The 22,849-nt window shown below is 55.7% G+C and carries 19 protein-coding genes and 1 pseudogene; 13 read left to right on the top strand and 7 right to left on the bottom strand.

Annotated elements, in window-relative coordinates:
• Positions 1 to 33: 33 nt before the first annotated feature.
• The 4 genes from ACL2XP_RS17155 to hypB are packed head-to-tail and all read left to right on the top strand — an operon-like array spanning position 34 to position 2,086.
• Complete coding sequence (locus tag ACL2XP_RS17155) at positions 34 to 822, top strand: AAA family ATPase (RefSeq protein ID WP_413734116.1); 789 nt, start codon at positions 34 to 36, stop codon at positions 820 to 822.
• 36 nt (positions 823 to 858) lie between these two features.
• On the top strand, positions 859 to 1,059 hold the full coding sequence (locus ACL2XP_RS17150; RefSeq protein WP_413734114.1) for a hypothetical protein: 201 nt from the start codon (positions 859 to 861) through the stop codon (positions 1,057 to 1,059).
• 21 nt (positions 1,060 to 1,080) lie between these two features.
• Positions 1,081 to 1,308 carry a hypothetical protein gene (locus tag ACL2XP_RS17145; RefSeq protein ID WP_413734113.1) on the top strand — a complete coding sequence of 76 codons (228 nt, stop codon included), beginning with the start codon at positions 1,081 to 1,083 and terminating at the stop codon, positions 1,306 to 1,308.
• Positions 1,309 to 1,330: 22 nt separating this feature from the next.
• Complete coding sequence (gene hypB, locus ACL2XP_RS17140) at positions 1,331 to 2,086, top strand: hydrogenase nickel incorporation protein HypB (RefSeq protein WP_413734111.1); 756 nt, start codon at positions 1,331 to 1,333, stop codon at positions 2,084 to 2,086.
• 38 nt (positions 2,087 to 2,124) lie between these two features.
• On the opposite strand, the pseudogene opgB reads toward hypB, so the two are convergent.
• From opgB to ACL2XP_RS17125, 3 genes and pseudogenes are all read right to left on the bottom strand, one after another.
• A pseudogene (gene opgB / locus ACL2XP_RS17135) lies at positions 2,125 to 3,987 on the bottom strand (phosphatidylglycerol--membrane-oligosaccharide glycerophosphotransferase); the annotation flags it as partial.
• A gap of 381 nt (positions 3,988 to 4,368) precedes the next feature.
• On the bottom strand, positions 4,369 to 4,806 hold the full coding sequence (locus ACL2XP_RS17130; RefSeq protein ID WP_413734109.1) for a nuclear transport factor 2 family protein: 438 nt from the start codon (positions 4,804 to 4,806) through the stop codon (positions 4,369 to 4,371).
• A 263-nt stretch (positions 4,807 to 5,069) separates the two neighbouring features.
• Complete coding sequence (locus ACL2XP_RS17125) at positions 5,070 to 5,435, bottom strand: hypothetical protein (RefSeq protein ID WP_413734107.1); 366 nt, start codon at positions 5,433 to 5,435, stop codon at positions 5,070 to 5,072.
• 117 nt (positions 5,436 to 5,552) lie between these two features.
• Here ACL2XP_RS17125 and ACL2XP_RS17120 point away from each other — a divergent pair, with 117 nt between their 5' ends.
• Together ACL2XP_RS17120 and ACL2XP_RS17115 are read left to right on the top strand one after the other, a co-directional pair.
• The gene (locus ACL2XP_RS17120; protein ID WP_413739203.1) at positions 5,553 to 5,840 is read left to right on the top strand and encodes a helix-turn-helix transcriptional regulator; all 288 of its coding nucleotides are present in this window, start codon (positions 5,553 to 5,555) and stop codon (positions 5,838 to 5,840) included.
• A gap of 314 nt (positions 5,841 to 6,154) precedes the next feature.
• Positions 6,155 to 8,299 (top strand): TonB-dependent siderophore receptor, encoded by a 2,145-nt coding sequence (locus ACL2XP_RS17115; RefSeq protein WP_413734106.1) that lies wholly within the window; start codon positions 6,155 to 6,157, stop codon positions 8,297 to 8,299.
• A gap of 106 nt (positions 8,300 to 8,405) precedes the next feature.
• Here the strand turns inward: ACL2XP_RS17115 and ACL2XP_RS17110 are convergent, their stop codons facing one another.
• Both ACL2XP_RS17110 and ACL2XP_RS17105 read right to left on the bottom strand, forming a co-directional pair.
• Positions 8,406 to 9,740, bottom strand: a complete 1,335-nt coding sequence (locus ACL2XP_RS17110) for an MFS transporter (RefSeq protein WP_413734104.1) — start codon at positions 9,738 to 9,740, stop codon at positions 8,406 to 8,408.
• 635 nt (positions 9,741 to 10,375) lie between these two features.
• Positions 10,376 to 11,782, bottom strand: a complete 1,407-nt coding sequence (locus tag ACL2XP_RS17105) for an NAD-dependent succinate-semialdehyde dehydrogenase (RefSeq protein WP_413734102.1) — start codon at positions 11,780 to 11,782, stop codon at positions 10,376 to 10,378.
• Positions 11,783 to 11,995: 213 nt separating this feature from the next.
• Between ACL2XP_RS17105 and ACL2XP_RS17100 the strand changes: the two genes are divergently transcribed.
• The 6 genes from ACL2XP_RS17100 to ACL2XP_RS17075 all read left to right on the top strand — a co-directional run bounded on the left by ACL2XP_RS17100 (position 11,996) and on the right by ACL2XP_RS17075 (position 19,289).
• Positions 11,996 to 12,271: a metal/formaldehyde-sensitive transcriptional repressor gene (locus ACL2XP_RS17100; protein ID WP_413734100.1), complete on the top strand. Its 276-nt coding sequence runs from the start codon at positions 11,996 to 11,998 to the stop codon at positions 12,269 to 12,271.
• Between the two features lie 69 nt (positions 12,272 to 12,340).
• The gene (locus ACL2XP_RS17095; RefSeq protein WP_413734098.1) at positions 12,341 to 13,450 is read left to right on the top strand and encodes an S-(hydroxymethyl)glutathione dehydrogenase/class III alcohol dehydrogenase; all 1,110 of its coding nucleotides are present in this window, start codon (positions 12,341 to 12,343) and stop codon (positions 13,448 to 13,450) included.
• Between the two features lie 393 nt (positions 13,451 to 13,843).
• The gene (gene scpA, locus ACL2XP_RS17090) at positions 13,844 to 15,988 is read left to right on the top strand and encodes a methylmalonyl-CoA mutase (RefSeq protein WP_413734097.1); all 2,145 of its coding nucleotides are present in this window, start codon (positions 13,844 to 13,846) and stop codon (positions 15,986 to 15,988) included.
• The gene (gene meaB / locus ACL2XP_RS17085; RefSeq protein WP_413739201.1) at positions 15,981 to 16,976 is read left to right on the top strand and encodes a methylmalonyl Co-A mutase-associated GTPase MeaB; all 996 of its coding nucleotides are present in this window, start codon (positions 15,981 to 15,983) and stop codon (positions 16,974 to 16,976) included. The genes scpA and meaB overlap by 8 nt, the downstream gene beginning before the upstream one ends.
• 12 nt (positions 16,977 to 16,988) lie before the next feature.
• Positions 16,989 to 17,774: a methylmalonyl-CoA decarboxylase gene (gene scpB / locus ACL2XP_RS17080; protein WP_413734095.1), complete on the top strand. Its 786-nt coding sequence runs from the start codon at positions 16,989 to 16,991 to the stop codon at positions 17,772 to 17,774.
• Between the two features lie 33 nt (positions 17,775 to 17,807).
• Positions 17,808 to 19,289: a succinate CoA transferase gene (locus ACL2XP_RS17075; protein ID WP_413734094.1), complete on the top strand. Its 1,482-nt coding sequence runs from the start codon at positions 17,808 to 17,810 to the stop codon at positions 19,287 to 19,289.
• Here ACL2XP_RS17075 and srsR read toward each other — a convergent pair.
• Together srsR and ACL2XP_RS17065 are read right to left on the bottom strand one after the other, a co-directional pair.
• Positions 19,284 to 20,198, bottom strand: a complete 915-nt coding sequence (srsR, locus tag ACL2XP_RS17070; protein ID WP_413734092.1) for a LysR family transcriptional regulator SrsR — start codon at positions 20,196 to 20,198, stop codon at positions 19,284 to 19,286. The two genes, ACL2XP_RS17075 and srsR, sit on opposite strands and share 6 nt — an antisense overlap.
• Before the next feature lie 230 nt (positions 20,199 to 20,428).
• Positions 20,429 to 21,610 carry a sugar transporter gene (locus ACL2XP_RS17065; RefSeq protein WP_413734090.1) on the bottom strand — a complete coding sequence of 394 codons (1,182 nt, stop codon included), beginning with the start codon at positions 21,608 to 21,610 and terminating at the stop codon, positions 20,429 to 20,431.
• A gap of 372 nt (positions 21,611 to 21,982) precedes the next feature.
• Here ACL2XP_RS17065 and ACL2XP_RS17060 point away from each other — a divergent pair, with 372 nt between their 5' ends.
• Positions 21,983 to 22,840: a transporter substrate-binding domain-containing protein gene (locus tag ACL2XP_RS17060; protein WP_413734089.1), complete on the top strand. Its 858-nt coding sequence runs from the start codon at positions 21,983 to 21,985 to the stop codon at positions 22,838 to 22,840.
• Positions 22,841 to 22,849: the final 9 nt, after the last annotated feature.

Below are 22,849 nucleotides of genomic sequence, written 5' to 3'. Positions count from 1 at the left end.
TGCGCGGCCAAGGCGGTAAAACAAGAGGTGATGATGAAAATTGCAATAGCGGGAAAAGGCGGCGTGGGCAAAACCACCCTGGCCGGTTTGCTGGCCCGGTCCTTTGCCCATGACGGGCACAAGGTTCTGGCCATCGACGCGGACCCCGACGCCAATCTGGCGTCGGCCCTGGGCATCCCTGCGCCACGCTATGCCGGTTTGCAGCCCTTTTCGCAGATGAAAACCCTGGCAAAAGAGCGCACGGGCCACGATAGCGGCTACGGCGGCCTATTTATTCTCAATCCCAAAGTGGACGATTTGCCCGAGGCCTTCAGCGTGGAACACGCCGGAGTGCGTCTACTGCTGATGGGCACCGTGGAGCATGGCGGCACCGGCTGCGTCTGTCCCGAACATACCCTGCTGCGCAGCCTGATGAAACATCTGCTGCTGGAGCGCCGCGATCTGGTGATTATGGATATGGAAGCCGGCATCGAGCATCTCGGCAGATCCACCGCCGAAGGGGTGGACGTGCTGATTGTGGTGGTGGAACCCGGGCAGCGCAGCGTACAGACCACGCGGCAAATAGAAAAGCTGGCGGCGGATATCGGTATTCGCCAGGTGGCGTATGTCGGCAGCAAAATGAAATCCGCCGCCGATCTCGACTTCCTGCGCGCCGCGCTGCCGGAACAAAAAATATTGGGCTATTTGTCGCTCAACCAGGCGATTGGCGATGCGGATCGCACCGGGGCCGCGCCTTATGATATCGGCGGCGCTTTCATGGCCGAAATGGAAGGCATCAAGGCGCGGCTGATCGCCTATGCGGACGGAACATTCGATGTGTAATCACGTAGACGGCGGGAAACTCCGCGGGAGCATGCCATGTGCCAGCTAAACGTCAGGTTGGTATTTATCGATAAACAGGAGGAGAGGGTATCCGAGGTAACCCATATGGCGGTTATGCCCGGCAAAATTACCCTGTCAAGCCTGTTCGCCCCCCCCAGGGACCTGATCGGTTTTCAGGTTACCGAGATTGATTGCCTGCGCAGCCTCGTCGTAGTAGAGCAGCTGGCGCCGGCGTAAGAACCCTAAGAGGACTCTCTAATGCCAGACCACACCCTAACCGAGAAAATAAACGTATTGCTGCCCCATTGGCTGGAACACAACCAGGAGCATATCGCCGTTATGCAAACCTATCTTGACGCCCTGGAACAGCAGGGGGAAACCGAAACCACCCGGACGTTCGCCCAGGCTATCGCGCGCATGGACGACGTGAGCGCCGCCTTGCAAACGGTGATCGCCACCCTGGCTATCCCGGCGACGCACCGCTAGCCGCGCGAAACGAAGGTAAATTATGTGTAATAATTGCGGCTGCAATATCACCACCGGGGCTCGCCTGCTGTTGAAACGGGGGGCCATCCGCTCCATTAGGCCGCTAAAACCGGCGTTGCCGCATACCGTCAAGGTATTGCAAAACCTGCTGCAGGAAAACGACCGGCAAGCGGCGGCCAATGCCGAACTGTTTGCCGCGCGCGGCACGGTGGTGTTTAACCTGATGTCCTCTCCCGGCAGCGGCAAAACCGCGCTGCTGGAGGCGACTATCGAGGCGCTGGCGGCGCGCGGGCTGCGCATCGGCGTGATAGAAGGCGACCTGGAAACCGAAAACGACGCCGTGCGCCTGCGCCGCAAGGGCGTACCGGTCGTACAGATTACCACCGGCATGGCATGCCACCTGGATGCGCGCATGATTGATGCGGCGTATAAGCAATTGCCGGATGAACCGCTGGATATTCTGTTTATCGAGAATGTCGGCAATCTGGTGTGCCCCGCCAGTTTTGCCCTCGGGCAAGGCTATGACGTGGTGCTGCTATCGGTGCCGGAAGGGGATGATAAACCGGAAAAATATCCGGTTATGTTCCGTATGGCAAATAAGGTGCTGATGACCAAAATCGATCTGCTGCCCTATTTTGATGATTTTTCACCCCGCCGGGTGCGCGAGCATATCAACCGGCTGGGCAACCGGGGCGAGGTGCTGGCGCTGTCGGCCAAAACCGGGCAGGGCATGGAGCAGTGGCTGGACTGGCTGGCCGCGCCGCTGGCCGGCCGGTAATATCGCCGGCCGGTGTCCCGCGGCTAATTGGTCTGGGGATCGGTTAAATTTAGCCGGCCGACGGTTTGCTGGAACTGGGCATCGTCCCCCTGGGGTAATTTTTTAAACGAGACCTTACCCCGGTAGACATCGCCGTCTATTTTAACGATTTGCGGACGGGTGCTCAGGTTACCGACGGCGACGCAGTAATTTGACGCCTGGCTGAGCGAGGCATCCCACACATCGGCCATTTTATTACAGTCATCTATCCATAAAAATCGGTCTTTGGCATTGAGCTTGGCCAACTGCTGTTTTAGCGGCGTGGATAAATACACATCAAACATGGGTTCGATATTGTTATGGTCAATTTTTAAAATCAGCGGAATCTTGAATTTAACGCCAGAAAAGCCGATGGTTTTATTATTAACATCTATTTTGTATTTTTTTATTTTTGTGGGGAAATCCCACTGCCGTATCACGTCCGGTATCCAGGCGGTTATTTTGTCGTCGATATTTAAAAAATAGGTCGATAATGAGGTGGCGGATAAGCTGCTGCGGCCTAAACCGATATAATTATCACCGCCTAATACATCCAACACGGTGGCGCCATTATCCAGCGTGCTTCTCTTAACATTGCTGACCTGCCGTTCATCCCGATCGCCGCGAATAATAAAAAACAAATCTTTCCGGTCGTGCTGGTTTAAAATATCATAGGCGGTATTGTTCATGGCCAAATGATCGGAAGACACTACGATGACCGTATTTTTAAAATAGCCGGATTCTTTAATTCTTTTGATTAATCGCGCGATATGCTCCTGGCTACAGGCCACGGCGCTTAAGGACCGGTTTTCCTCATTGCCATACTGATAAGACCGGTTGACGCACGACTGCGAAATATAGCCGTCGGGATGATGGGTATCCACCGTTAGCGCAAATAAAGCAAAACGCTGGTTGTTTTGCGACAACTCAAGGAACTTATCATAGACCAGATCCAGCACGGTATCGTCGTACCAGCCCCACTCGTTGCGGTAGCCGGGGTCCTTGACCATTGCCTGCAACTCCTGCAATCCATAGATATGATCGAAACCATGGGACTTAAGAAACAGGCCCTTACCCGCAAAGGCCAGGTCGGCCCCCTGATAAAAATAGTTATCATAACCGGAGGCGCGCAGGATATCGCCGAGGCAAATATCGTGGGGATAAAAGGTGGACAATGAACTGGAGGCATTGCCATCAAACGGCGCAAATAATGGAATGCCGCATTGCGACGCTACCATTCCGGCAATGGTATAACCGGTGCCTGGCAGCTGGGCGGTATTGCTAAAATCAATCGAATCGTTTTTCTGGCCGTTAAGCTCGGTGGTTAAACCGGCAAAAGTATCCTGATCAAAATAGGTTCTCTCAAGGCTTTCCGCATAGATATAAATAAGATTGGGCCGGTTGCCGGCTAATAATTTATTAGGGGTTTTATAATAGGTATTGAAGTCCGTATCGCCGTTTGCCAATTGGGATTTAACCAGGCCGGTAATTTCCTTGCTGGCCGGGGTGGCAATCACGGCGGCGGCGGCCAGCAATAAGGCCAATAAGCTGTATGCGGTTTGACCGCCGCCGGATTTACGTAATAACAATAGCCATGACATCAGGGCGAACACCAGCAGGGACGCCAGCAGGAAACCGGCAAACGGCAGGATATATTTACCCAAGCCCGCTCCGGTCAGGCTGCTGGTGACGGTATAAAGCACCGAATCGTTAATGCCGGCTCCGGTAAAATAATTGCTGGCCACCCGGATTAAATTAAGCAGGATATAGATGCCTAAACAAAACAGCACCAAAGCAAATAAGTATCTATTCTTTTTAGCTTTGGCTGAATAGACAATAACGGACGCTAAAAATAATCCTAGCGATAATGTTTCCACAGGCATCCTTCCCCTTCCAGCAGACAATAAGGGAAAAACCCCCGGTTAAAGCAGCAGCGTTTCAAGGCAGTCTTCCGGTAAGCTCTTCATGATAACTATCTATATAGCAATTAATCCGGGCCGGCGCGAGAGATCATTACCGTAATGTGACAAGCGTGCGCCAGCCAGGCCGGCCGGTAGCGCGGGGAAAACGAAGTTTAGCGTCGGGTGAAAGCCAAAAAAGCATTTAATTTATTGATATTAATAGTGAAAAATGGGGGGTAGGCAAGGGGCGCGTGGTGTATGAGCGCGTTTTTGTTGACAAAAAGTTACATTATTTTTCTGGCATGGGACCGGGACGGCGGGAGCGAAGCGGCCCTTATCCCTTCGAGCCGCCGCGGCTGATACTTATTTAGGCAATGTATAGGCCTGGCGCGCTAACAGTTTCCAGGCGCCCGAGGCATTCTTCTGCCATACCTGCATGACGCCGATTTTCACTTCGCCCGGTTTGCCGCCGTCGTTGGTCTTGGCCTGCAAAATATGGCGCACGATGGCTACATCGCCGTCAACCTGCACGGTCTGGTCTTTAAGATCCAGGGTTTTGAACTGCGATTGCCCGGTTACGATGGCATCAACGAATTCCGCGTTATTTTGAATTTTGCCGCTGGAATGACCATAACTCAGGGTCGGCGCCCCGACTTTTTCCAAATCAGCTTTTTTGGCGCTGACCATCGCCTGGCGCATGGTTTCCACCGCCTTGGTCACCGCCGTGGTATCCGCGCTTTGCGCAAAACATGTACCGCTCATCAACAACGAAAATAGTGCCGCACCCAAAATCTTTTTCATTATAAGCCCTTCTCCGGACAGGATTATTGCCAGGGCAAATCAAGAGTATCACGCCGCCCCTGGCATAAGAGCGGCAATCCTAACGGATACATGGGCGGGCTAACTGTGATCGTTATCATGTATTTCAAAATTTTTGTCGTATTTTATAGATTTAATAAAACAATGTTTTGAAATAATAAAGGCACAAATATTGCCGTCAGGCGGTGAGGTTCCAAAACAATACAATCATGATTACCGCAATCGCCGTTATGACTTCGATATCTTCAATATACATCGTCGCCTCCTTTGTTTTCGATCCGATCATGGCCCCCATCGGCGCCGGTCATTGTGACGGGCCGTTCAAAATTACCAAGTGCGGTGTTTGCCTTTAAAAAGGCGTGCCGGCCGTGGATTTTTTGTGCTTTTTTTTTGGCGCAGGCAGCGGGGGAGGGGGAGCGAAATACGTACGCAGGATAGACAGGTTGATAAGGCGTTAACCCGCCATGGGCTAAAACCATCAAACGACACCTTGCCGTGAAATGAGCGGAAATGGTGGGTAAAATTCTTAAATTTGGAGAAATATGCGCGGGAGCTGAAAAATTTGCCTTGGTTATGATGACATTACGCAGGCAACCAAATCGGGCCAGCAAATGCCGGCCCTAACCCTGATGTCGATACTGTTCTTTTCTGTGTTTAGCAATTCTAAACAACCGTGATGTTAAGTGATGCTAAACAGATAATCAAGTTAACATTACTTATATATTATGATGATTCCAAAACGCCTGAAAGAGGCCCGGCATCGGGCTAAACTGACACAGGAGAAACTGGCGGTCATGGCAGGTATCGATGAGTCCACCGCCCGTTCCAGAATCAGTCAGTATGAAAATGGGATTTACCGTCCCAACTTCGAAACCTGCTGCGCATTCGCCAAAATCCTTGATGTGCCGGAATGCTATTTCTACACCATCGATGACGATTTTGCCGTCGCGGTGCTGCAATTACATAGCGCCCGTAAACTCTCCGGCGCCCGTAACGCAGGGCGGAATATTGATTAGGCGCCATTCGTCCCGGCGATAGCGCCGTTGCCGGTCCGGCGATTGGCGGCAGTTCAACCTCCGGCGTCAGCTATCTTCCTTCGCGGGCAAGCGCATCCCTTCCGCCAACGGCGCCGTCAGCGCTATTCCCCAAAAAATCCCCGGTTAATCTTACCGATAAATCACCGCTAGTGTGTTAATTAAGAAAGATAATAATTCTCATTTCGTTTCAACTTTGTTAGCATTTGTAACCGTTCATCCATCATTCCCCGCTGGCAAGGCGAGGTTTTTTCTGGCGGTGGGATGTTATCATTATTGGTCAATGGAAAGATAAAATGAGAAGGGTTTTTAGCTTAAAGCGTTCCACTCTGCTTTGTTCTCTGGCGTTTATGGCACCGTTGTTCACCTACGCTGACGATACCCTGGTCGTTACCGCCGCCGGGCCCGCGGATACTGCCGACGCCCCGACCCGGGGGTACATGGCGCAAACCAGCCGCGGGGCGACGAAAACCGACAAACCGCTGATAACCACCGGCCAGTCCGTGTCGGTGATCACCCGCCGCCAAATGGACGATCAGGGCGCATTGACGGTGAATAGCGCCCTGAATTATACCCCCGGGGTATTCACCAATTTCGCCGGCGGGGCCACGCGTTATGAGACCGTTTCCCTGCGCGGTTTTCACGGCGGCGATACCACCAACACCTTCCTTGACGGCCTGCGGCTGATGAGCGACGGCGGCAGTTATAACAATTTGCAAATCGACCCCTGGTTTTTGGAGCGAATCGATGTGATTCGCGGGCCTTCATCGGCGCTGTATGGCCAAACCATTCCCGGGGGCCTGGTCATGATGACCTCCAAGCGCCCGCAGTTCGCCAGCGAAGGGCATGTCAAACTGCTCGCCGGCAATAATGCCACTTCCGGCGCGGCGTTCGATTATACCGATGCCCTTAACGACCAATGGGCGTTCCGCCTGACCGGCATCACCCGCAATAGCGATACCATGTACGATCACCAGCGCGAGGAGCGGTATGCCATCGCGCCGTCGCTGCTGTGGCAGCCGGATGAAAATACTTCGCTGTTGCTAAGAGCCTATCTGCAAAAAGATCCCTCGGGGGGTTATCACAGCGCGGTGCCGGCGGACGGCAGCCTGTATGCCAGCAGCGGGCCCAAGCTGGGCCGGAGCTTCTTTGACGGCGAAAGCAGCCGCAATGAATTCAAACGCCGCCAGCAAATCTACAGTTATGAATTTGATCACCAATTCAACGAGGTCTGGTCTTTCCGCTCCAACGCCAGCTATACCCATGCCAATGTCGACCAGCAGCAGGTTTACCAGATTGGCTGGAACACCGACCGCAGCGCCCTTAACCGCTATTACAGCGGTGAATTTTCTTCCCTGGCCGCCTACGCCATCGATAACCAGCTGGCGGCGGATTTCGCCACCGGCGCCGTACGGCACAAGGTCGTACTGGGTGGGGAATATCATGAATATACTAACGATCTTTGGGACGACAGCGCCTACGCTACCCAACTTAATCCGTTTACCGGCGTCAGCGGCGGGCCGCAGCTGTACACGGATTATGCCCTGACCCAGCCGGGGATCACCCGGGTCAATGCGAAGCGCCGCTACTATCAAAGCGGGGTCTATCTGCAGGATGAGATGGTGCTGGATAAGTGGCATTTGGACGTTTCCGGTCGCTACGATCGCATCGTGGCCAAAAATTCCCTGCTCGATAGCGATACGACTTACCGGCGCCAGGATGACCATGTCAGCGGACGCGGCTCGCTGCTGTATGCCTTTGACAGCGGCATTTCGCCTTACGCCAGCTACAGCCAGGCCATTACCCCCCAGGCGCTGTCGGGGGCCGACGGCAACCTGCTCAAACCCACCACCAGCGAACAGTATGAACTGGGGCTGAAATACCAGCCGCCGGGCACATCCTCTCTATATACCGCCGCGGTTTACGACCTGACGCAAAAGAATGTGGCCAACCGCATTGTGCAGGGCAGCTATTATGAGCCGGCGGGTAAAGTGCAGTCCCGGGGCGTAGAGCTGGAAGCCCGCACCCAGCTTACCGATCGTCTGACCGGCATCGCCGGGTACACTTACAACCATTTGCGCTTTAAGGATGCCATCGACGGCAATAACGGCAATACGCCCTATATTACCCCCGATCACATGGCGTCGCTGTGGGCGCAATATCGGGCGGATTATGGTATCAATCTGGGCGGCGGGGTGCGCTATATCGGCAAGCAGTGGGCGGATAATGAAAACACGCGGCGCGTGCCCTCGGTAACGCTGCTGGATCTGTCGGCGCGCGCGGACCTGGCGGCCTGGGGCCCTGAACTGAAGGGGGCGTATGTGCAGTTGAATGTCAATAATCTGACCGACCGGAAATATGTCGCCGCCTGCTACGGCATCGGCTATTGCTATTGGGGGGCGGAACGCTCCATCGTGGCGACCGTCGGTTACGATTTTTGATCCCGGCCGCAATAGCGAGGCGCCCCGTTACGGGGCGCCTCGCTGGCCTGGCATAATGAGTTATGCCGGCGGTCCGCGCCGTGCGCGTCCGGGCTGCCGAACGTGGCTATTCAGGCACTTTTTTCAGCTCCAGCCGCTGGATTTTACCTACCACCAGCAGATAGCAGAGCATGGACATGATGGCCGAACAGCCGACGAAGATCAGCGCGCTGTTGAACGAATGCAGATTTTTCACCAGATAACCAATCAGCAGCGGGGTGACGATGGACGCCACGTTGCCAAACACATTAAAGATGGCGCCGCACAGCCCGATCACCTCCTTGGGCGCGGTATCTGCTATCACCGGCCAGCCCAGCGCCCCGAACCCCTTGCCGAAAAACGCCAGCGCCATCAGCCCCACCACCAGCACCGTATTATCGGTATAGTTGCATAGGATCATGGTGGAGGCCAGCAGCATGCCGAATACGATAGGCGCTTTGCGCGCAAAGGTCAGCGAGCAGCCGCGTTTTAGCAGGAAGTCGGATACCACGCCGCCCGATATGCCGCCGGCAAAACCGCACAGCGCCGGAATGGAGGCAATCAAACCCACCTTCAGGATGCTCATGCCTTTTTCCTGCACCAAATAAATCGGGAACCAGGTCAGGAAGAACCAGGTAATGGTGTTGAGGAAATACTGGCCAAAAAAGATCCCCAGCATCATGCGGCTGGTCAGCAATTGTTTAACGTAGTTCCATTTCGGGCCGGTTTTGGCCGACTTTTTCTGATCCATGTTCACTACGCCGCCCCCTTGCTCGATGTAATCGAGTTCGGCGCGGTTGGCGTAGGGGGATTCAAACGGGTTATGGACAAATTTAATCCACAGGAAGGTCAGGACGAAACCGATGACGCCCATTACGGTAAACACATGCTTCCAGCTCCAGGCATAGACCAGCCAGCCCAGGAACGGCGAGAAAATCGCCAGCGAGAAATATTGCGCCGCATTGAAAATCGACGACGCGGTAGCGCGTTCTTTGGCCGGAAACCAGGCCGCGACGATGCGCGCATTCGCCGGGAACGCGGGCGCCTCGGCAAAACCCAGTAAAAATTGCAGCATAAACAGCGAGAAGATGGCCGCGGGCACCGACAATACGCCGACAAACCCCTGCAATAAGGTAAACAGCGACCAGAAGAACAGGCTATAGCTGTAGACTTTAATCGAACCAAATTTATCCAGCAACCATCCGCCGGGCACCTGCATCACCAGGTAGGCAATGCCAAAAGCCGAGAAAATCTGCCCCAGGTTGACGACGTCCAACCCCAAATCATGGGAGACGGCGACGCCGGCTATCGATAACGTTACCCGATCGGCATAATTTACCGCCGTGATAATAAAAATAAACAGCAGAACAAAATAACGCACGTGCGTTTTGCCGTTATTCTCCAAAGTGGTCTCAATCGCCATTATATATCTCCGCGTTGACGCTTTTGGCCTATGGCATCTCCCGCCGATCGGAAAAATAATCCGCGGCAACCATAAGCCTCATAATTAAAATTTATGTCTGTAGATAAGGGTTTGGGTATTTGGGACGCTTCAGGGACGCGATATTAAACACCGAAATACCAATCGTCATAATGTATCCGTGAGCAGAAGTATAAAAATGGGCGCGGGGTAAGTCATTATGCAAATGACCAGTATTATGGCGATACATAGGGTTTATTTTGGAGAAAAGCGGTGACTGTGCGTTAGATCACGTTTATGTATGATAATTAAAATGTCATTAAGAAATATGACTAACATCACACTGTATTGTGCAATTGTCCATAAAAAAACGGATTTTATAGCTAAATATCCTTTTATGCCTAAGCGGCAGGTCACATTTTTGCCATGACACAACAATATAACTTTTATTTAAAATTTAAAATATTTTTTTGACAAAATAAGGCAAAAGAGGCGATAGGCATGTTGGAAAGGTATTTTAAAAAGTTATTTTGACCCGTTATTGTAACCAGGTATTTTGTTTCGCAGATGAAGAACGGGCCGGGTGCTGACGCATCCGGCCCGCAGGGCAATTAGAATTAATCGGGACTCACCGACGATCAATAAGGGGCATCAGGCGTGGTGATCCGGATCAGTTTTTCATTTACGAATTCATGGATACCGGCAGGGGACTGTTCACGGCCATAACCCGAATTTTTAGTGCCGCCAAACGGCAATTCAGGCGCAATACCGGTGGTATGATTAATATATACCATGCCGGTATCGATTTGCCGCGCCACCGCTACGGCCTTGGCGGTATCGGTGCCAAACACGGTGCCGCCCAGTCCGAATACCGAATCGTTGGCCAAGGCAATGGCCGCCGCTTCATCCTTGACCGCATAAATGCACAGTACCGGCCCGAAAATTTCTTCGGCATAGGCCGCCGTGCCGGGTTTGATATCGGTAAGAATCGTCGGTTCCATATAGGCGCCCGGACGATCCAGGCGATGGCCGCCGTATACCAGTTTCGCGCCTTGTTTCACCGCGGTCTCCACCTGGGCGATAATTTCCTGCGCCGCTTTTTCGCTGCTCAGGGGCGCCAACTGGGTGGCGGCGTCCAGGGGATCGCCGATGCGGATGGTTTCATAAATGGCCCGCGCCTTGCTGATAAAAGCTTGCGCCACGCTTTCCAGGACAATGATGCGTTTGGGCGAAACGCACACCTGGCCGGCATTCCATAAACGCCCCAGGGCGGCGGTTTTGACCGCCAGATCCAGATCAGCATCCGCCAGAACGACAAAAGCATCGCTGCCGCCCAGTTCCAGGGTGGATTTTTTCACGTATTTGCCCGCTTCGGCGGCAAAGCTTGAACCGGCGGACTCGCTGCCGGTGAGCGAGACGCCTTTAATGCGCTTATCGCCGATCAACGCCGAGACTTTGGACCCCGGTACAAACAGGTTGGTATAAACCCCGGCCGGTACGCCGGCCTGGGCGAAAATCTGTTCCATAATCGCCGCGCATTGCGGTACGTTGGACGCATGTTTTAATACCATGGTATTGCCGGCCATGATATTGGGCGCCGCGGAACGGGTGATTTGGTAAAACGGAAAATTCCACGGCTGAACGCTTAACAGCACGCCGATGGGCGCGTAGCTCAGGAAGGCGCTGCCCAGCGGGGTATCAAGGGGTTTATCCGCCAGGAACGCTTCGCCATTGTCGGCGTAGTAATCAAAAATATCGGCGCACAGCAGCACTTCCCCGATGCCTTCGGACAGCAGTTTGCCCATCTCGATGGTGCAAAGCTTGCCCAACGCCTCTTTTTGTTCGCGCATGATGGCCGCCACTTTATGCAGCAGCTCGGCCCGCTGGGAGAACGGCACTTTTTTCCACTGGGCAAAGGCGCCGTCGGCCCGGGCCAGGATGGTTTCAATTTGCTCGTCGGACATGGCGTCAAATTGTTTTTCAATTTTATTGGTGGCCGGATTGACGGTTTTAATCGACGAAGCTGTGGCGGTTTGAACGCTCATGATAAATGATATCCTTATGAAACATTTAGTAATGAAACGGAAGTAAAGCGTTTTGTATGACAAGTATAGGCCTTCCGTGGGGTAATACTTATCGTCTGGAGCTATTGTAGCCATTGGTTAAATAATCATTAGGCCATCCCGGCGCGGGGTTGATCTTTTTGGTGATAGCTATACTATACCCCCCTATACTATGGTTTGGGATAAGGTGGCGTTATGCCGCGTTCATTAGACGATAAACAGCGCATCCTGCTGCGGGTGCGGCGCATTAAAGGCCAGGTGGAAGCGCTGGAGCGCGGGCTGGAAGCCGGGCTGGACTGCGGTGCGTTATTGCAGCAAATCGCCGCCGTGCGCGGCGCGTCCCACGGCCTGATGTCGGAAATCATGGAAATCCATATCCGCGATGAGCTGGGCCAGGACGGGTTGTCCGAGGCGGAAAAAGCCGAGCGGGTGAACGGCGTCGCCAGCCTGGTGCGCGCCTATTTAAAGTGAAAACGCCGCCGGCAAATCCGTTTTGGCGATAATAATGGTTTTTGTATCAATCTATTTTGGAGAAACCCTATGAAATCTCGTGCAGCCGTTGCTTTTGCGCCGGGCCAGCCCCTTAAAATCGTTGAGATTGATGTCGCACCGCCGCAAAAAGGGGAGGTGCTGGTGAAAATTACCCATACCGGCGTATGCCACACCGACGCCTTTACCCTGTCGGGGGACGACCCCGAGGGCGTGTTCCCCGCCGTGCTGGGACATGAGGGCGGCGGCATCGTGGTGGCAGTGGGCGAAGGGGTGACCAGCGTAAAAGCGGGCGATCATGTGATTCCCCTGTATACCGCGGAATGCGGGGTGTGCAAATTTTGCAAATCCGGTAAAACCAATCTGTGCCAGGCGGTGCGGGCGACCCAGGGCAAAGGTCTGATGCCCGACGGCACCACGCGTTTTTCCTATAACGGCCAGCCCATTTATCATTATATGGGCACCAGCACCTTTAGCGAATATACCGTGGTGGCCGAAATTTCCCTGGCCGTGGTTAATCCCCAGGCCCCGCTGGAGAAGGTGTGCCTGCTGGGCTGCGGCGTGACCACCGGCATCGGCGCGGTGCACAATACCGCCAAGGTCAAGGCGGGGGATACGGTGGCCATTTTCGGCCTGGGCGGTATCGGACTGGCGGCGATCCAGGGCGCGGTGCAGGCCAAAGCGGGACGGATTATCGCCATTGATACCAATCCGGGTAAATTCGACCTGGCCCGCTCCATGGGCGCCACCGATTGCATCAATCCCAAGGATCACGAGCGGCCGATCCAGGACGTGATTGTCGAATTGACGGACGGCGGGGTGGATTTCAGTTTTGAATGCATCGGCAATGTGGACGTGATGCGCGCGGCGCTGGAATGCTGCCATAAAGGCTGGGGCGAAAGCATCATTATCGGCGTGGCCGGCGCGGGCAAAGAGATCAAAACCCGTCCCTTCCAGCTGGTTACCGGCCGGGTATGGCGCGGGTCCGCCTTCGGCGGCGTCAAGGGGCGCACCCAATTGCCCGGCATGGTGGAACAGGCCATGACCGGTGAAATCAATCTCGATCCCTTTATTACCCATACCATGCCCCTTGAGCGGATCAACGACGCATTTGATTTGATGCATGAAGGTAAATCCATTCGCACCGTGATCCATTTCTAACCGGGATAAACTACCCGTTGCCTTCCTGAAACCGGCGGCCGCGCTCCGCGTCCGCCGGCGATATCCCGTCTTTATCCCGCTATGGCCTAATCGATTTAGCACTACCTTTGGCGGCTCTTCGCCATGCGGCAAATAATGATTGCTCAGCATGCATTTTTTGAGGGAGCAAAACCCCGGGGAAGGTGGTATTTATAATTCCAGGTATTTTATACAGACATAAGCGGATAACCATAACGATATTACATCCACAGATTTCAATCTGACCAGCAGCGAACATCCCAATACATTAAACAGGTTATTGCCGGATTCCCTTTATTCGGCAAGGACGCTTGACGTATCGCCGCAGAGGTCTGGATAAAATAAAAAATTATATATTCTACCCGGAGAAAAATAATGGCTCAGCTAGAGGCATGGGAAAAACTTGCCAATAAGGAATTGGCGCGGCTAGGGAAAAGCGTTGCCGATTTAACCACCCTGACGGCGGAAGAAATCGCCATCAAACCCCTGTATACCGCCGATGACCTGGAGGGACTGGAAGTGACCGGCTCGCTGCCGGGTATGGCGCCGTTCGTTCGCGGCCCGCGCGCCACCATGTACGCCGCCCAGCCCTGGACCATCCGGCAATACGCCGGGTTTTCCACCGCCACGGAATCCAACGCCTTTTATCGCCGCAACCTGGCCGCGGGGCAAAAGGGGCTGTCGGTGGCGTTCGATCTGCCCACCCACCGCGGTTATGATTCGGATAATGAACGGGTGTCCGGCGATGTCGGCAAAGCCGGCGTGGCCATCGATAGCGTCGAAGATATGAAGATCCTGTTCGACCAGATCCCGCTGGATAAGATGTCGGTTTCCATGACCATGAACGGCGCGGTGATCCCCATTATGGCGTTTTATATCGTGGCCGCCGAAGAGCAGGGGGTGCCCACCGCCCAACTCACCGGCACCATCCAGAATGATATTCTTAAAGAGTATCTGTGCCGCAATACCTATATTTACCCCCCCAAACCGTCGATGCGCATTATTTCCGATATTATCGCCTATTGCTCCGGCAATATGCCGAAATTCAATACCATCAGCATCAGCGGCTACCATATGGGGGAAGCGGGGGCCAATTGCGTCCAGCAGGTGGCATTCACCATTGCCGACGGTATCGAATATATTCAGGCGGCGCTGGCGGCCGGCCTGGATATAGACGACTTCGCGCCGCGCCTGTCGTTTTTCTTTGGCATCGGCATGGATTTATTTATGAATGTCGCCATGCTGCGGGCCGCGCGTTTTTTATGGAGCGAGGCGGTCGGCAGCTTTGGGTCCACCAATCCGAAATCCCTGGCGCTGCGTACCCATTGCCAGACTTCGGGCTGGAGCCTGACCGAGCAGGACCCCTACAATAACGTGATCCGCACCACCATCGAGGCGCTGGCCGCCACCCTGGGCGGCACCCAGTCGCTGCATACCAACGCCTTTGACGAAGCCCTGGGCCTGCCCACCGACTTTTCCGCCCGCATCGCCCGCAATACGCAAATCATCCTGCAGGAGGAATCCGCGGTCTGTCGTACCGTCGATCCGCTGGCCGGCTCCTATTATGTGGAAAATCTCACCGATCGCATCGTCAAAGACGCGCGGGATATCATTCACCGGATTGGCGACGTGGGCGGCATGGCCAAGGCTATCGAGGCGGGACTGCCCAAACGGATGATCGAGGAAGCTTCCGCCCGCCAGCAATCGCTGATTGACCAGGGCCAGCGGGTCATCGTCGGCGTCAATAAATATAAGCTGGCCCACGAAGACGCCACCTCGGTACTGGAAATCGATAATGTCAAGGTGCGCCAGGAACAGGTGGAACGCCTGCGGCAGATTCGCGCCACCCGCGATAGCGCCGCGGTGGCCGACGCCCTGGCCGCAATCAGCCACGCGGCCGCCGCCGGCGGCAACCTGCTGGACGCGGCGATTCACGCCGCGCGGCTGCGCGCCACCCTGGGGGAAATTTCCTCGGCCATTGAACAGGCCTTCGGCCGTTATCTGGTGCAGACCAACTGCGTCACCGGCATTATCGCCAATAGCTACCACCAGAATGCGGAAGGGGCGGCGGAGTTCGAGCATATCAAAGCGGCCACCGATCGTTTCCTGGCGCAGCAGGGCCGGCGGCCGCGGATATTAATGGCCAAGATGGGCCAGGACGGCCACGATCGCGGGGTGAAAGTGATTGCCAGCGCGTACTCCGACCTTGGTTTCGATGTGGATCTCAGCCCGATGTTTTCCACCCCGGAAGAGATCGCCAAACTGGCGGTGGAAAATGACGTGCACGTGATCGGCGCCTCGTCGCTGGCCGCGGGCCACAAAACGCTGATCCCGGCGCTGATCGACGCGCTGGCCGGTTACGGCCGGCAAGATATCAAAGTGGTGGCGGGCGGGGTGATCCCGCCGCAGGATTACGACTTCCTGTACGCCCGCGGCGTGATGGCGATTTACGGCCCGGGCACGCCGATGCTGGCCAGCGTGCGCGATGTGTTAAGCAAAATCAGTGATTACCATGATTAGCCCCGACGAGGTTGACGGCCTGGTGGCGCCCCTGCTGGCCGGCGATCGGGTGGCGCTGGCGCGCGGGATGACCCTGATTGAAAGCATCCACCCGGCGCACCAGGCGCCGGCGACCCGCCTGCTGGATCGGATCATGTCCCACACCGGCGGGGCGAAACGATTGGGCATCACCGGCGTGCCGGGCGCCGGCAAAAGCACCTTCCTGGAAGCCATGGGCAGCTATCTGCTGACCCTGGGCCTGAAGGTGGCGGTGATTGCCATCGACCCCAGCAGTCCGTTAAGCGGCGGCAGCATCCTGGGGGATAAAACCCGCATGTCGCTATTGTCGCGGGCGGAGCGGGCCTTTATCCGCCCGGTGCCCACCGGGGGTTATTTGGGGGGCACCAGCCGCCGTACCCGCGAACTGATGTTGCTGTGCGAGGCGGCGGGTTATGACGTGGTGATCGTGGAAACGGTGGGCGTCGGCCAATCCGAAGTGGATATCGCCCATTTGGTGGACTGCTTTTTGTCGCTGCAGCTGGCCGGCGCCGGCGATGAGCTGCAGGGCATTAAAAAAGGCATTATGGAAATGGCCGATATTATCGTGATCAATAAAGATGATGGCGATAACCGCCCCCAGGTAATGCTCACCCGCCAGATGTACCAGTCCTCGCTCAATATCATGCGCCGAAAATACCCGCAATGGGCGCCCCTGGTGCTGACCTGCAGCGCGCTGCATCAACAGGGTATCGATACCATCTGGCAGGGCATCGGGGACTTCTATCGGCACATGGCGGGCGGCGATCGGCTGGCGGCGGTGCGTAAACAACAACATCTGGATTCCATGCGCAAGCAAATAGAGGAAAACACCCTGCAGGCCCTGTTTGCCCGCGATGATATCCAGGATCGATACCGGCAAGCGCTGCAACAGGTGGAAACCCACCGCATCTCGCCGCGGGCCGGGGTGAATAACGTCACCCAATTTATCGTCGAAAAGTTAAACCATTAAGGGAAATGAATTATGGCGTACGAATTTGTTAAGGTGCTGATAGAAAACCGCGTGGGTATCATTGAATTTAATTATGCCAAAAAGCTCAATGCGCTGAGCGCGGTTTTTATCCGCGATATCCTCCAGGCGCTGGAAGATTTGAATAATATCGATATCCGCTGCGTGATTCTGCGCGCGCAAAAAGGGGCCAAGGTTTTTTCCGCCGGGCATGATATTCATGAATTGCCGAAAACCCGGCGCGATCCGCTGGCTTATGACGATCCGCTGCGCCAGATTACCCGCGCCATCCAGAAATTCCCCAAGCCGATTATCTCCATGGTGGAGGGCAGCGTCTGGGGCGGCGCGTTTGAACTGATCATGAGTTCGGACATTATTATCTCCAGCAACCTTTCCACCTTCTCCATGACCCCGGTCAATCTGGGGGTGCCCTATAACCTGGTGGGTATCCACAACCTGATCCGCGACGCCGGCTTCCATATCGTCAAGGAACTGATTTTCACCGCCGCGCCGATTAGCGCCCAGCGGGCGCTTAACGTCGGCATACTCAACCATATCGTCGATCCGCAGGAGCTGGAAGCTTTCACCATGAAGATGGCCTGCACCATCGCTGAAAAGGCGCCGCTGGCGGTGGCGGTGATCAAAGAGGAACTGCGGGTGCTGGGCGAAGCGCACACGCTGAATTCCGACGAGTTCGAACGCATCCAGGGCCTGCGGCGCGTGGTGTACGACAGCCAGGACTATCAGGAAGGGATGGCGGCTTTCCTGGAAAAACGCAAAGCCAATTTTCTCGGCCACTAACGCAGCCCGGCGATCCGGCGAAGGGAGTGCAAGATGAATCAGGATTATACGGTAATGACGGCGGACGAAGCCGCGCAATTGATTTCCCACGGCAATATGGTGGCGTTCAGCGGCTTTACTCCCGCCGGAGCGCCCAAGGCGCTGCCCGAGGCGCTGGCACGGCGGGCCACCGACCTGCACCGGCGGGAGCAGCCCTTCAAGATAAAATTGCTGACCGGCGCGTCCATCGGCGCGCTGGCGGACAATCAGCTGGCCGAGGCCGACGCCATTGAATGGCGCGCGCCTTACCAGACCGCGCCGGTGCTGCGCGATAAGATCAATCAGGGCGAAGTCAATTTCGTTGATTTGCACTTGAGCGAAGTGGCGCAAATGGTCAATTACGGCTTTTTCGGCCCCATCGATATCGCCGTCATCGAGGCGTCGGCGGTGACCCCCGAAGGACGGATTTACCTGACCAGCGGCATCGGCAACGCGCCGGTTTATTTGCAGCGGGCGCAGCGGGTGATTATTGAATTAAACGATTACCACTCCCCGCGCATCAGGGAGATGAGCGATATTGTTTCCCTCGGCGCGCCGCCGCTGCGCACCATGGTGCCGGTGTTCCATACCCTGGATCGGGTCGGCGAAAACTTTGTGCAAATCGACCCGCGGAAAATCGTCGCGGTGGTGCACACCCACCTGCCGGATCAAATTACCGAGTTCGGCGTCGAAAACCCGCTGTGCACGGCGATAGCCAGCAACGTGGAGCGGTTTTTGCTGGCGGAGCTGCACGCCCAGCGCATTCCGGCGGGTTTTTTGCCCCTGCAAAGCGGGGTGGGCAATATTAATAACGCGGTGCTCAAGGCCTTGGGGAAAAACCCCGAAATCCCGCCGTTTATGATGTATTCGGAAGTATTGCAGTCCTCGGTCATCGACCTGCTTGAACAGGGTAAAATCCTCGGCGCCAGCGCGTCCAGCCTGACCGTGCCGCCGGACATGCTGCAACATATTTACGGCAACATGGATTTTTTCAGCGAACGCATCGTGCTCCGGCCGCAGGAGATCTCCAATAATCCGGAAATTATTCGCCGGCTGGGCGTGATAGCCCTCAACGTCGGCCTGGAGTTCGATATCTACGGCCACGCCAACTCCACCCACGTGGCCGGGGTCAATTTAATGAACGGCATCGGCGGCAGCGGGGATTTTGAACGCAACGCGTATCTGTCGATCTTTATGGCGCCGTCCATTGCCCGCGGCGGCAAAATTTCCACCATTGTGCCCATGTGTTCCCATGTGGACCACAGCGAACACAGCGTCAAGGTGATTATCACCGAAAACGGCGTGGCCGACCTGCGCGGATTGTCGCCGCTCCAGCGGGCGGAAACCATAATTAAAAACTGCGCGCACCCGATGTACCAGGAGTATCTCTACCAGTATCTGGCCCGGGGCAAAAGCGGCCATATCCATCACGATCTGGCCCATGCCTTCGACCTGCATCAAAACCTGCTCGAACACGGCAGCATGTTGGCGTTATAAGGCGTCCGGCCCGGCGGCGGTGCCGTTACGGTCATGTTCGATGGCCTCCACCAGCCGGCCGATCATTTTGCAGTTTTTCAGCGAATAGAGGTATTCCGGCATATACATGGGCTGGTTGGGGGCGTCGAAATATTTCAGGCTGGCCGGATTCACGAACCGGTAGGCGAAATGGGGCACCACCGTCAGGAATTGCCCGCGGCTGACGGCGCTGATTTTAGCCAGGAAGCTGTAGGGACGGTAAATAATGGTCGGCGTAATGCCGGCATAACGAAAGTGGGAGTCGATAAGGGATTCGAAATTGGCCCGGTGCTGGAAGCGCATTTGCAGCCAGGGAAGGGTGTGCAACAGCTCGCTGGCCGGCACATTATCATGGATGCGCGATACCAGGAAACCCAGGCGCAGCGGCGGCAGCGCGGTAATCAGCATACTGGAGATTTCCGCGATGCGGGTGGACGTCTGCTGGGGCGAAATAATCATATCCACGTCATGATCGAGCAGGCCGGACACCAGGTCGTTCTCGTTGAAGTCAAAAGGTTTGGTGGTAAAACCGTCAAACTTGTCGCCAAAGCTTATCAGCTGATCGAAAATCATGGTGGGGTAGGCGGTATCGATACCGATAACGCAGTTTTTCTGGTGATGGTTGACCGCCAGCATGATATCCGTATCAATACCCGCCAGCCGCTGGTAGATGGGATACAGCATCTGGTAGAGCTCCTGGCCGGCTTTATTGAGGCTGATGCTGTTGTCGGTGCGCGCGAACAGTTCGTACCCCACCATCTCCTCCAGCGCGGCGATGCTTTTGCCAAACGGGGAGGCGGTCATATGTAATTTTTCGGCGGCTTTGGCGATATTATTGGTTTGGGCCAATACGATAAAGTTAACCAGCTTTTTCGACACAAAAATGCTCATGATACCCGCTCACGCCCTGCTGCCAATACGTCTGTTCCGGTCGCCGCGCCGCCGGTCCCATGGCCAAATCACGTCCATGGCAAAGGGCGACTGCGCGCCGCTGCCGCGCTTAGAATTAACAAAATACGCTGCGTCGAAACGAGAAGCCCATCACACTCTGCCGGGCTTGACGATTTTTTGCTATCGGCCGACGCGCGGGGAGCCTGGCTGGGGAGCCGCCCGCGCGGGGATTACTCGCGGCGCAGTTGCTGGTAGCGCCGGAAGATAAACAGACACCAGCCCAGGGAGAGGGCGCCCAGCACGGCGCCCATATAACCGATATAGCCGATATCGGCACGCAGGATAAATTGGTTGCCCAGCAGCGCGCCGGCGCCGATGCCCAGATTGAAAATGCCCGAAAACAGCGACATGGCCACGTCCGTGGCGTCCGGCGCCAGGGACAGGACTTTCACCTGCATGCTCAGGCCGATGGCCATAAAGGCCATGCCCCAGATAATGCTGAGCAGGGCAAAACTCAGTTTGCTGCCGGCCGCCAGCTGCAATACCAGCAGGCAGAGCGCCACGCAAACAATGGACGCTATCAGCAGCGTGGTGGGGTATTTATTGCTGCACATGCCGAATATCACGCTGCCGATAATGCCGGAACCGCCGAACACCAGCAGTAAAAAGGTGGTGTAATCATCCCCCATCGCCGCGGCGCTGCGGATAAAGGGTTCGATATAGCTATAGACGCTGTAGTGGGACGTCACGATCAGCACCGCCAGCAGATAGAGCGACACCAGCGCCGGGCGCTTGAGCAATAACGGCACGCTTTTCAGCGAACCCGAATGTTCGCTGGGCAGCCGGGGCAGCAGGCGCATGATGAAAATCAGCGTACCCAGGGCGAAGATGCCGATTATCAGGAAGGTGACCCGCCATCCCAAGAGCTGGCCGATAATCCGCCCCAGCGGCAATCCCAGCACCATGGCCAGGGCGGTGCCGGTGGCCAGCATGCTGAGCGCCTGGGTTTTTTTGCCCATGGGCGCCACGCGGATCGCCAGGGACGCGGTAATCGACCAGAAAATGGCGTGGGCCATGGCGATGCCGATCCGCGACAAAACCAGCACCCAGAAATTCCAGGCCACGAAAGACAGAATATGGCTGGCGATAAACAGGATAAAAATACTGACCAGCAACCCGCGCCGCTCAACGTTGCTGGTCAGCAGCATGAACGGCAGCGACATCAGCGCCACGATCCAGGCGTAGATGGTCAGCATCAGGCCGACCTGGGCGGTCGCCATCGAAAAACTCTCGCCGATATCGGTCAGCAGGCCGACGGGGACGAATTCGGAGGTATTAAAGATAAACGCGGCAAAAGCGAGGGTAATGACCCTCATCCAGGCGGTCGAGCGGGAAACTTCTACATTATCCATGGAAATCAGCAGGCTATATAATTACGATCGATTGGTTTAACGTTCAATCAGGTTGAAAAATATCCGACAGTCTTAGCTGCGAGACGAGGTGCTGGCACGGTGTCGATAATAAAATGAACAGATGCAAATGCCTAACATTAGTTGCAAAAAGACTAAAAAAGTGTAGCTGCTGTTAAACCATTCCACAACCCGATGCATTCTCCCGCCGCCGCGGTTATCGCGCATTTTCCGTAAACCCCCCTGAAACCGGGCGTCTTGGCCGCGCGGCGGGGTTTTCGGCGTTCAATTAATTAACCGTTGAAATACAGCGGGTTAATATTGCTGACCAGGTCCGCCGATGTGGCCGGCGCGGCAACGTTAATCGGAGCGGTTATGAAATTTCGCATACAGACTCTTTGCTTTTGTTGGGCGGTTATGGGGTTCGCCGCCATCCCGGCCGCGCGGGCCCAGAATGCGGATCTGCTCGCGCGGATCAAAACGGGCAAAACCATGACCATCGCGACGGAAGCGCGCTTTGCGCCGTTCGAGTTTGTCAGGGACGGGAAAATCGTCGGTTATGACGTGGATCTGCTGAATTATGTCATGGAGAAACATCTGCCGGACGTACGGGTTAAACAGCTCGATATACCGTTTCAGGGGCTGCTGCCGGGGCTGGACGCCAAAAAATTCGACTTCGCGGCGACGGCGATCGCGGTGAACAAGCCGCGCATGGCGCGCTTCGCGATTACCGTGCCGGTGGCCGAATCCACCGTGGCGCTGCTTAAACGCCGGGATGATCCTTCCCTGGCGGCCCTGGACGACCTAAGCGGGAAAACGATCGGCTCCCAGGCGGGATCGGGCCAGTTGCGGATATTACAGAACTTCGACCAGCGGCTAATCGCCAGCGGCAAACCCGGCCTGAAAGCCGTCAAACAGTATATCAGCTTTGAAGAAGCCTATGCGGATTTGGCCAACCGGCGCCTGGACGGCGTCGCGCAGTCCCTCTCCAATCTCGGACCGGTCATGAGCAGCCGGCCCGGCATGTTCGCCGTTCTTGAACCGATGCTCGGCCCGACCGGCTATTATGGCTGGATGGGGCGCAAGGACGCGGACAGCGCCAGCCTGGTGGAGCTGTTCAACGACGGCCTGGCCGAGGCCAACCGCGACGGCACCATGGCCAGGTTGCAGCGCAAATGGTTTGGCTTCGAGATGGCCGTGCCGGCCGACGCCATGCCGCTCCCTGGCCTGTAGACGGGGTAG

The organism is Sodalis sp. RH21 (assembly GCF_047324175.1).
Lineage (GTDB): Bacteria > Pseudomonadota > Gammaproteobacteria > Enterobacterales > Enterobacteriaceae > Acerihabitans.
This window is presented reverse-complemented; position numbering and strand designations above follow the sequence as displayed.

What these genes read in the sequence shown, in the direction of transcription:
- ACL2XP_RS17155 (WP_413734116.1), top strand. Translation starts at nt 34, where the DNA reads ATGAAAATTGCAATAGCGGGAAAAGGCGGCGTGGGCAAAACCACCCTG.
- ACL2XP_RS17150 (WP_413734114.1), top strand. Translation starts at nt 859, where the DNA reads ATGTGCCAGCTAAACGTCAGGTTGGTATTTATCGATAAACAGGAGGAG.
- ACL2XP_RS17145 (WP_413734113.1), top strand. Translation starts at nt 1,081, where the DNA reads ATGCCAGACCACACCCTAACCGAGAAAATAAACGTATTGCTGCCCCAT.
- hypB (WP_413734111.1), top strand. Translation starts at nt 1,331, where the DNA reads ATGTGTAATAATTGCGGCTGCAATATCACCACCGGGGCTCGCCTGCTG.
- ACL2XP_RS17130 (WP_413734109.1), bottom strand. Translation starts at nt 4,806, where the DNA reads ATGAAAAAGATTTTGGGTGCGGCACTATTTTCGTTGTTGATGAGCGGT.
- ACL2XP_RS17120 (WP_413739203.1), top strand. Translation starts at nt 5,553, where the DNA reads ATGATTCCAAAACGCCTGAAAGAGGCCCGGCATCGGGCTAAACTGACA.
- ACL2XP_RS17115 (WP_413734106.1), top strand. Translation starts at nt 6,155, where the DNA reads ATGAGAAGGGTTTTTAGCTTAAAGCGTTCCACTCTGCTTTGTTCTCTG.
- ACL2XP_RS17110 (WP_413734104.1), bottom strand. Translation starts at nt 9,740, where the DNA reads ATGGCGATTGAGACCACTTTGGAGAATAACGGCAAAACGCACGTGCGT.
- ACL2XP_RS17105 (WP_413734102.1), bottom strand. Translation starts at nt 11,782, where the DNA reads ATGAGCGTTCAAACCGCCACAGCTTCGTCGATTAAAACCGTCAATCCG.
- ACL2XP_RS17100 (WP_413734100.1), top strand. Translation starts at nt 11,996, where the DNA reads ATGCCGCGTTCATTAGACGATAAACAGCGCATCCTGCTGCGGGTGCGG.
- ACL2XP_RS17095 (WP_413734098.1), top strand. Translation starts at nt 12,341, where the DNA reads ATGAAATCTCGTGCAGCCGTTGCTTTTGCGCCGGGCCAGCCCCTTAAA.
- scpA (WP_413734097.1), top strand. Translation starts at nt 13,844, where the DNA reads ATGGCTCAGCTAGAGGCATGGGAAAAACTTGCCAATAAGGAATTGGCG.
- meaB (WP_413739201.1), top strand. Translation starts at nt 15,981, where the DNA reads ATGATTAGCCCCGACGAGGTTGACGGCCTGGTGGCGCCCCTGCTGGCC.
- scpB (WP_413734095.1), top strand. Translation starts at nt 16,989, where the DNA reads ATGGCGTACGAATTTGTTAAGGTGCTGATAGAAAACCGCGTGGGTATC.
- ACL2XP_RS17075 (WP_413734094.1), top strand. Translation starts at nt 17,808, where the DNA reads ATGAATCAGGATTATACGGTAATGACGGCGGACGAAGCCGCGCAATTG.
- srsR (WP_413734092.1), bottom strand. Translation starts at nt 20,198, where the DNA reads ATGAGCATTTTTGTGTCGAAAAAGCTGGTTAACTTTATCGTATTGGCC.
- ACL2XP_RS17065 (WP_413734090.1), bottom strand. Translation starts at nt 21,610, where the DNA reads ATGGATAATGTAGAAGTTTCCCGCTCGACCGCCTGGATGAGGGTCATT.
- ACL2XP_RS17060 (WP_413734089.1), top strand. Translation starts at nt 21,983, where the DNA reads ATGAAATTTCGCATACAGACTCTTTGCTTTTGTTGGGCGGTTATGGGG.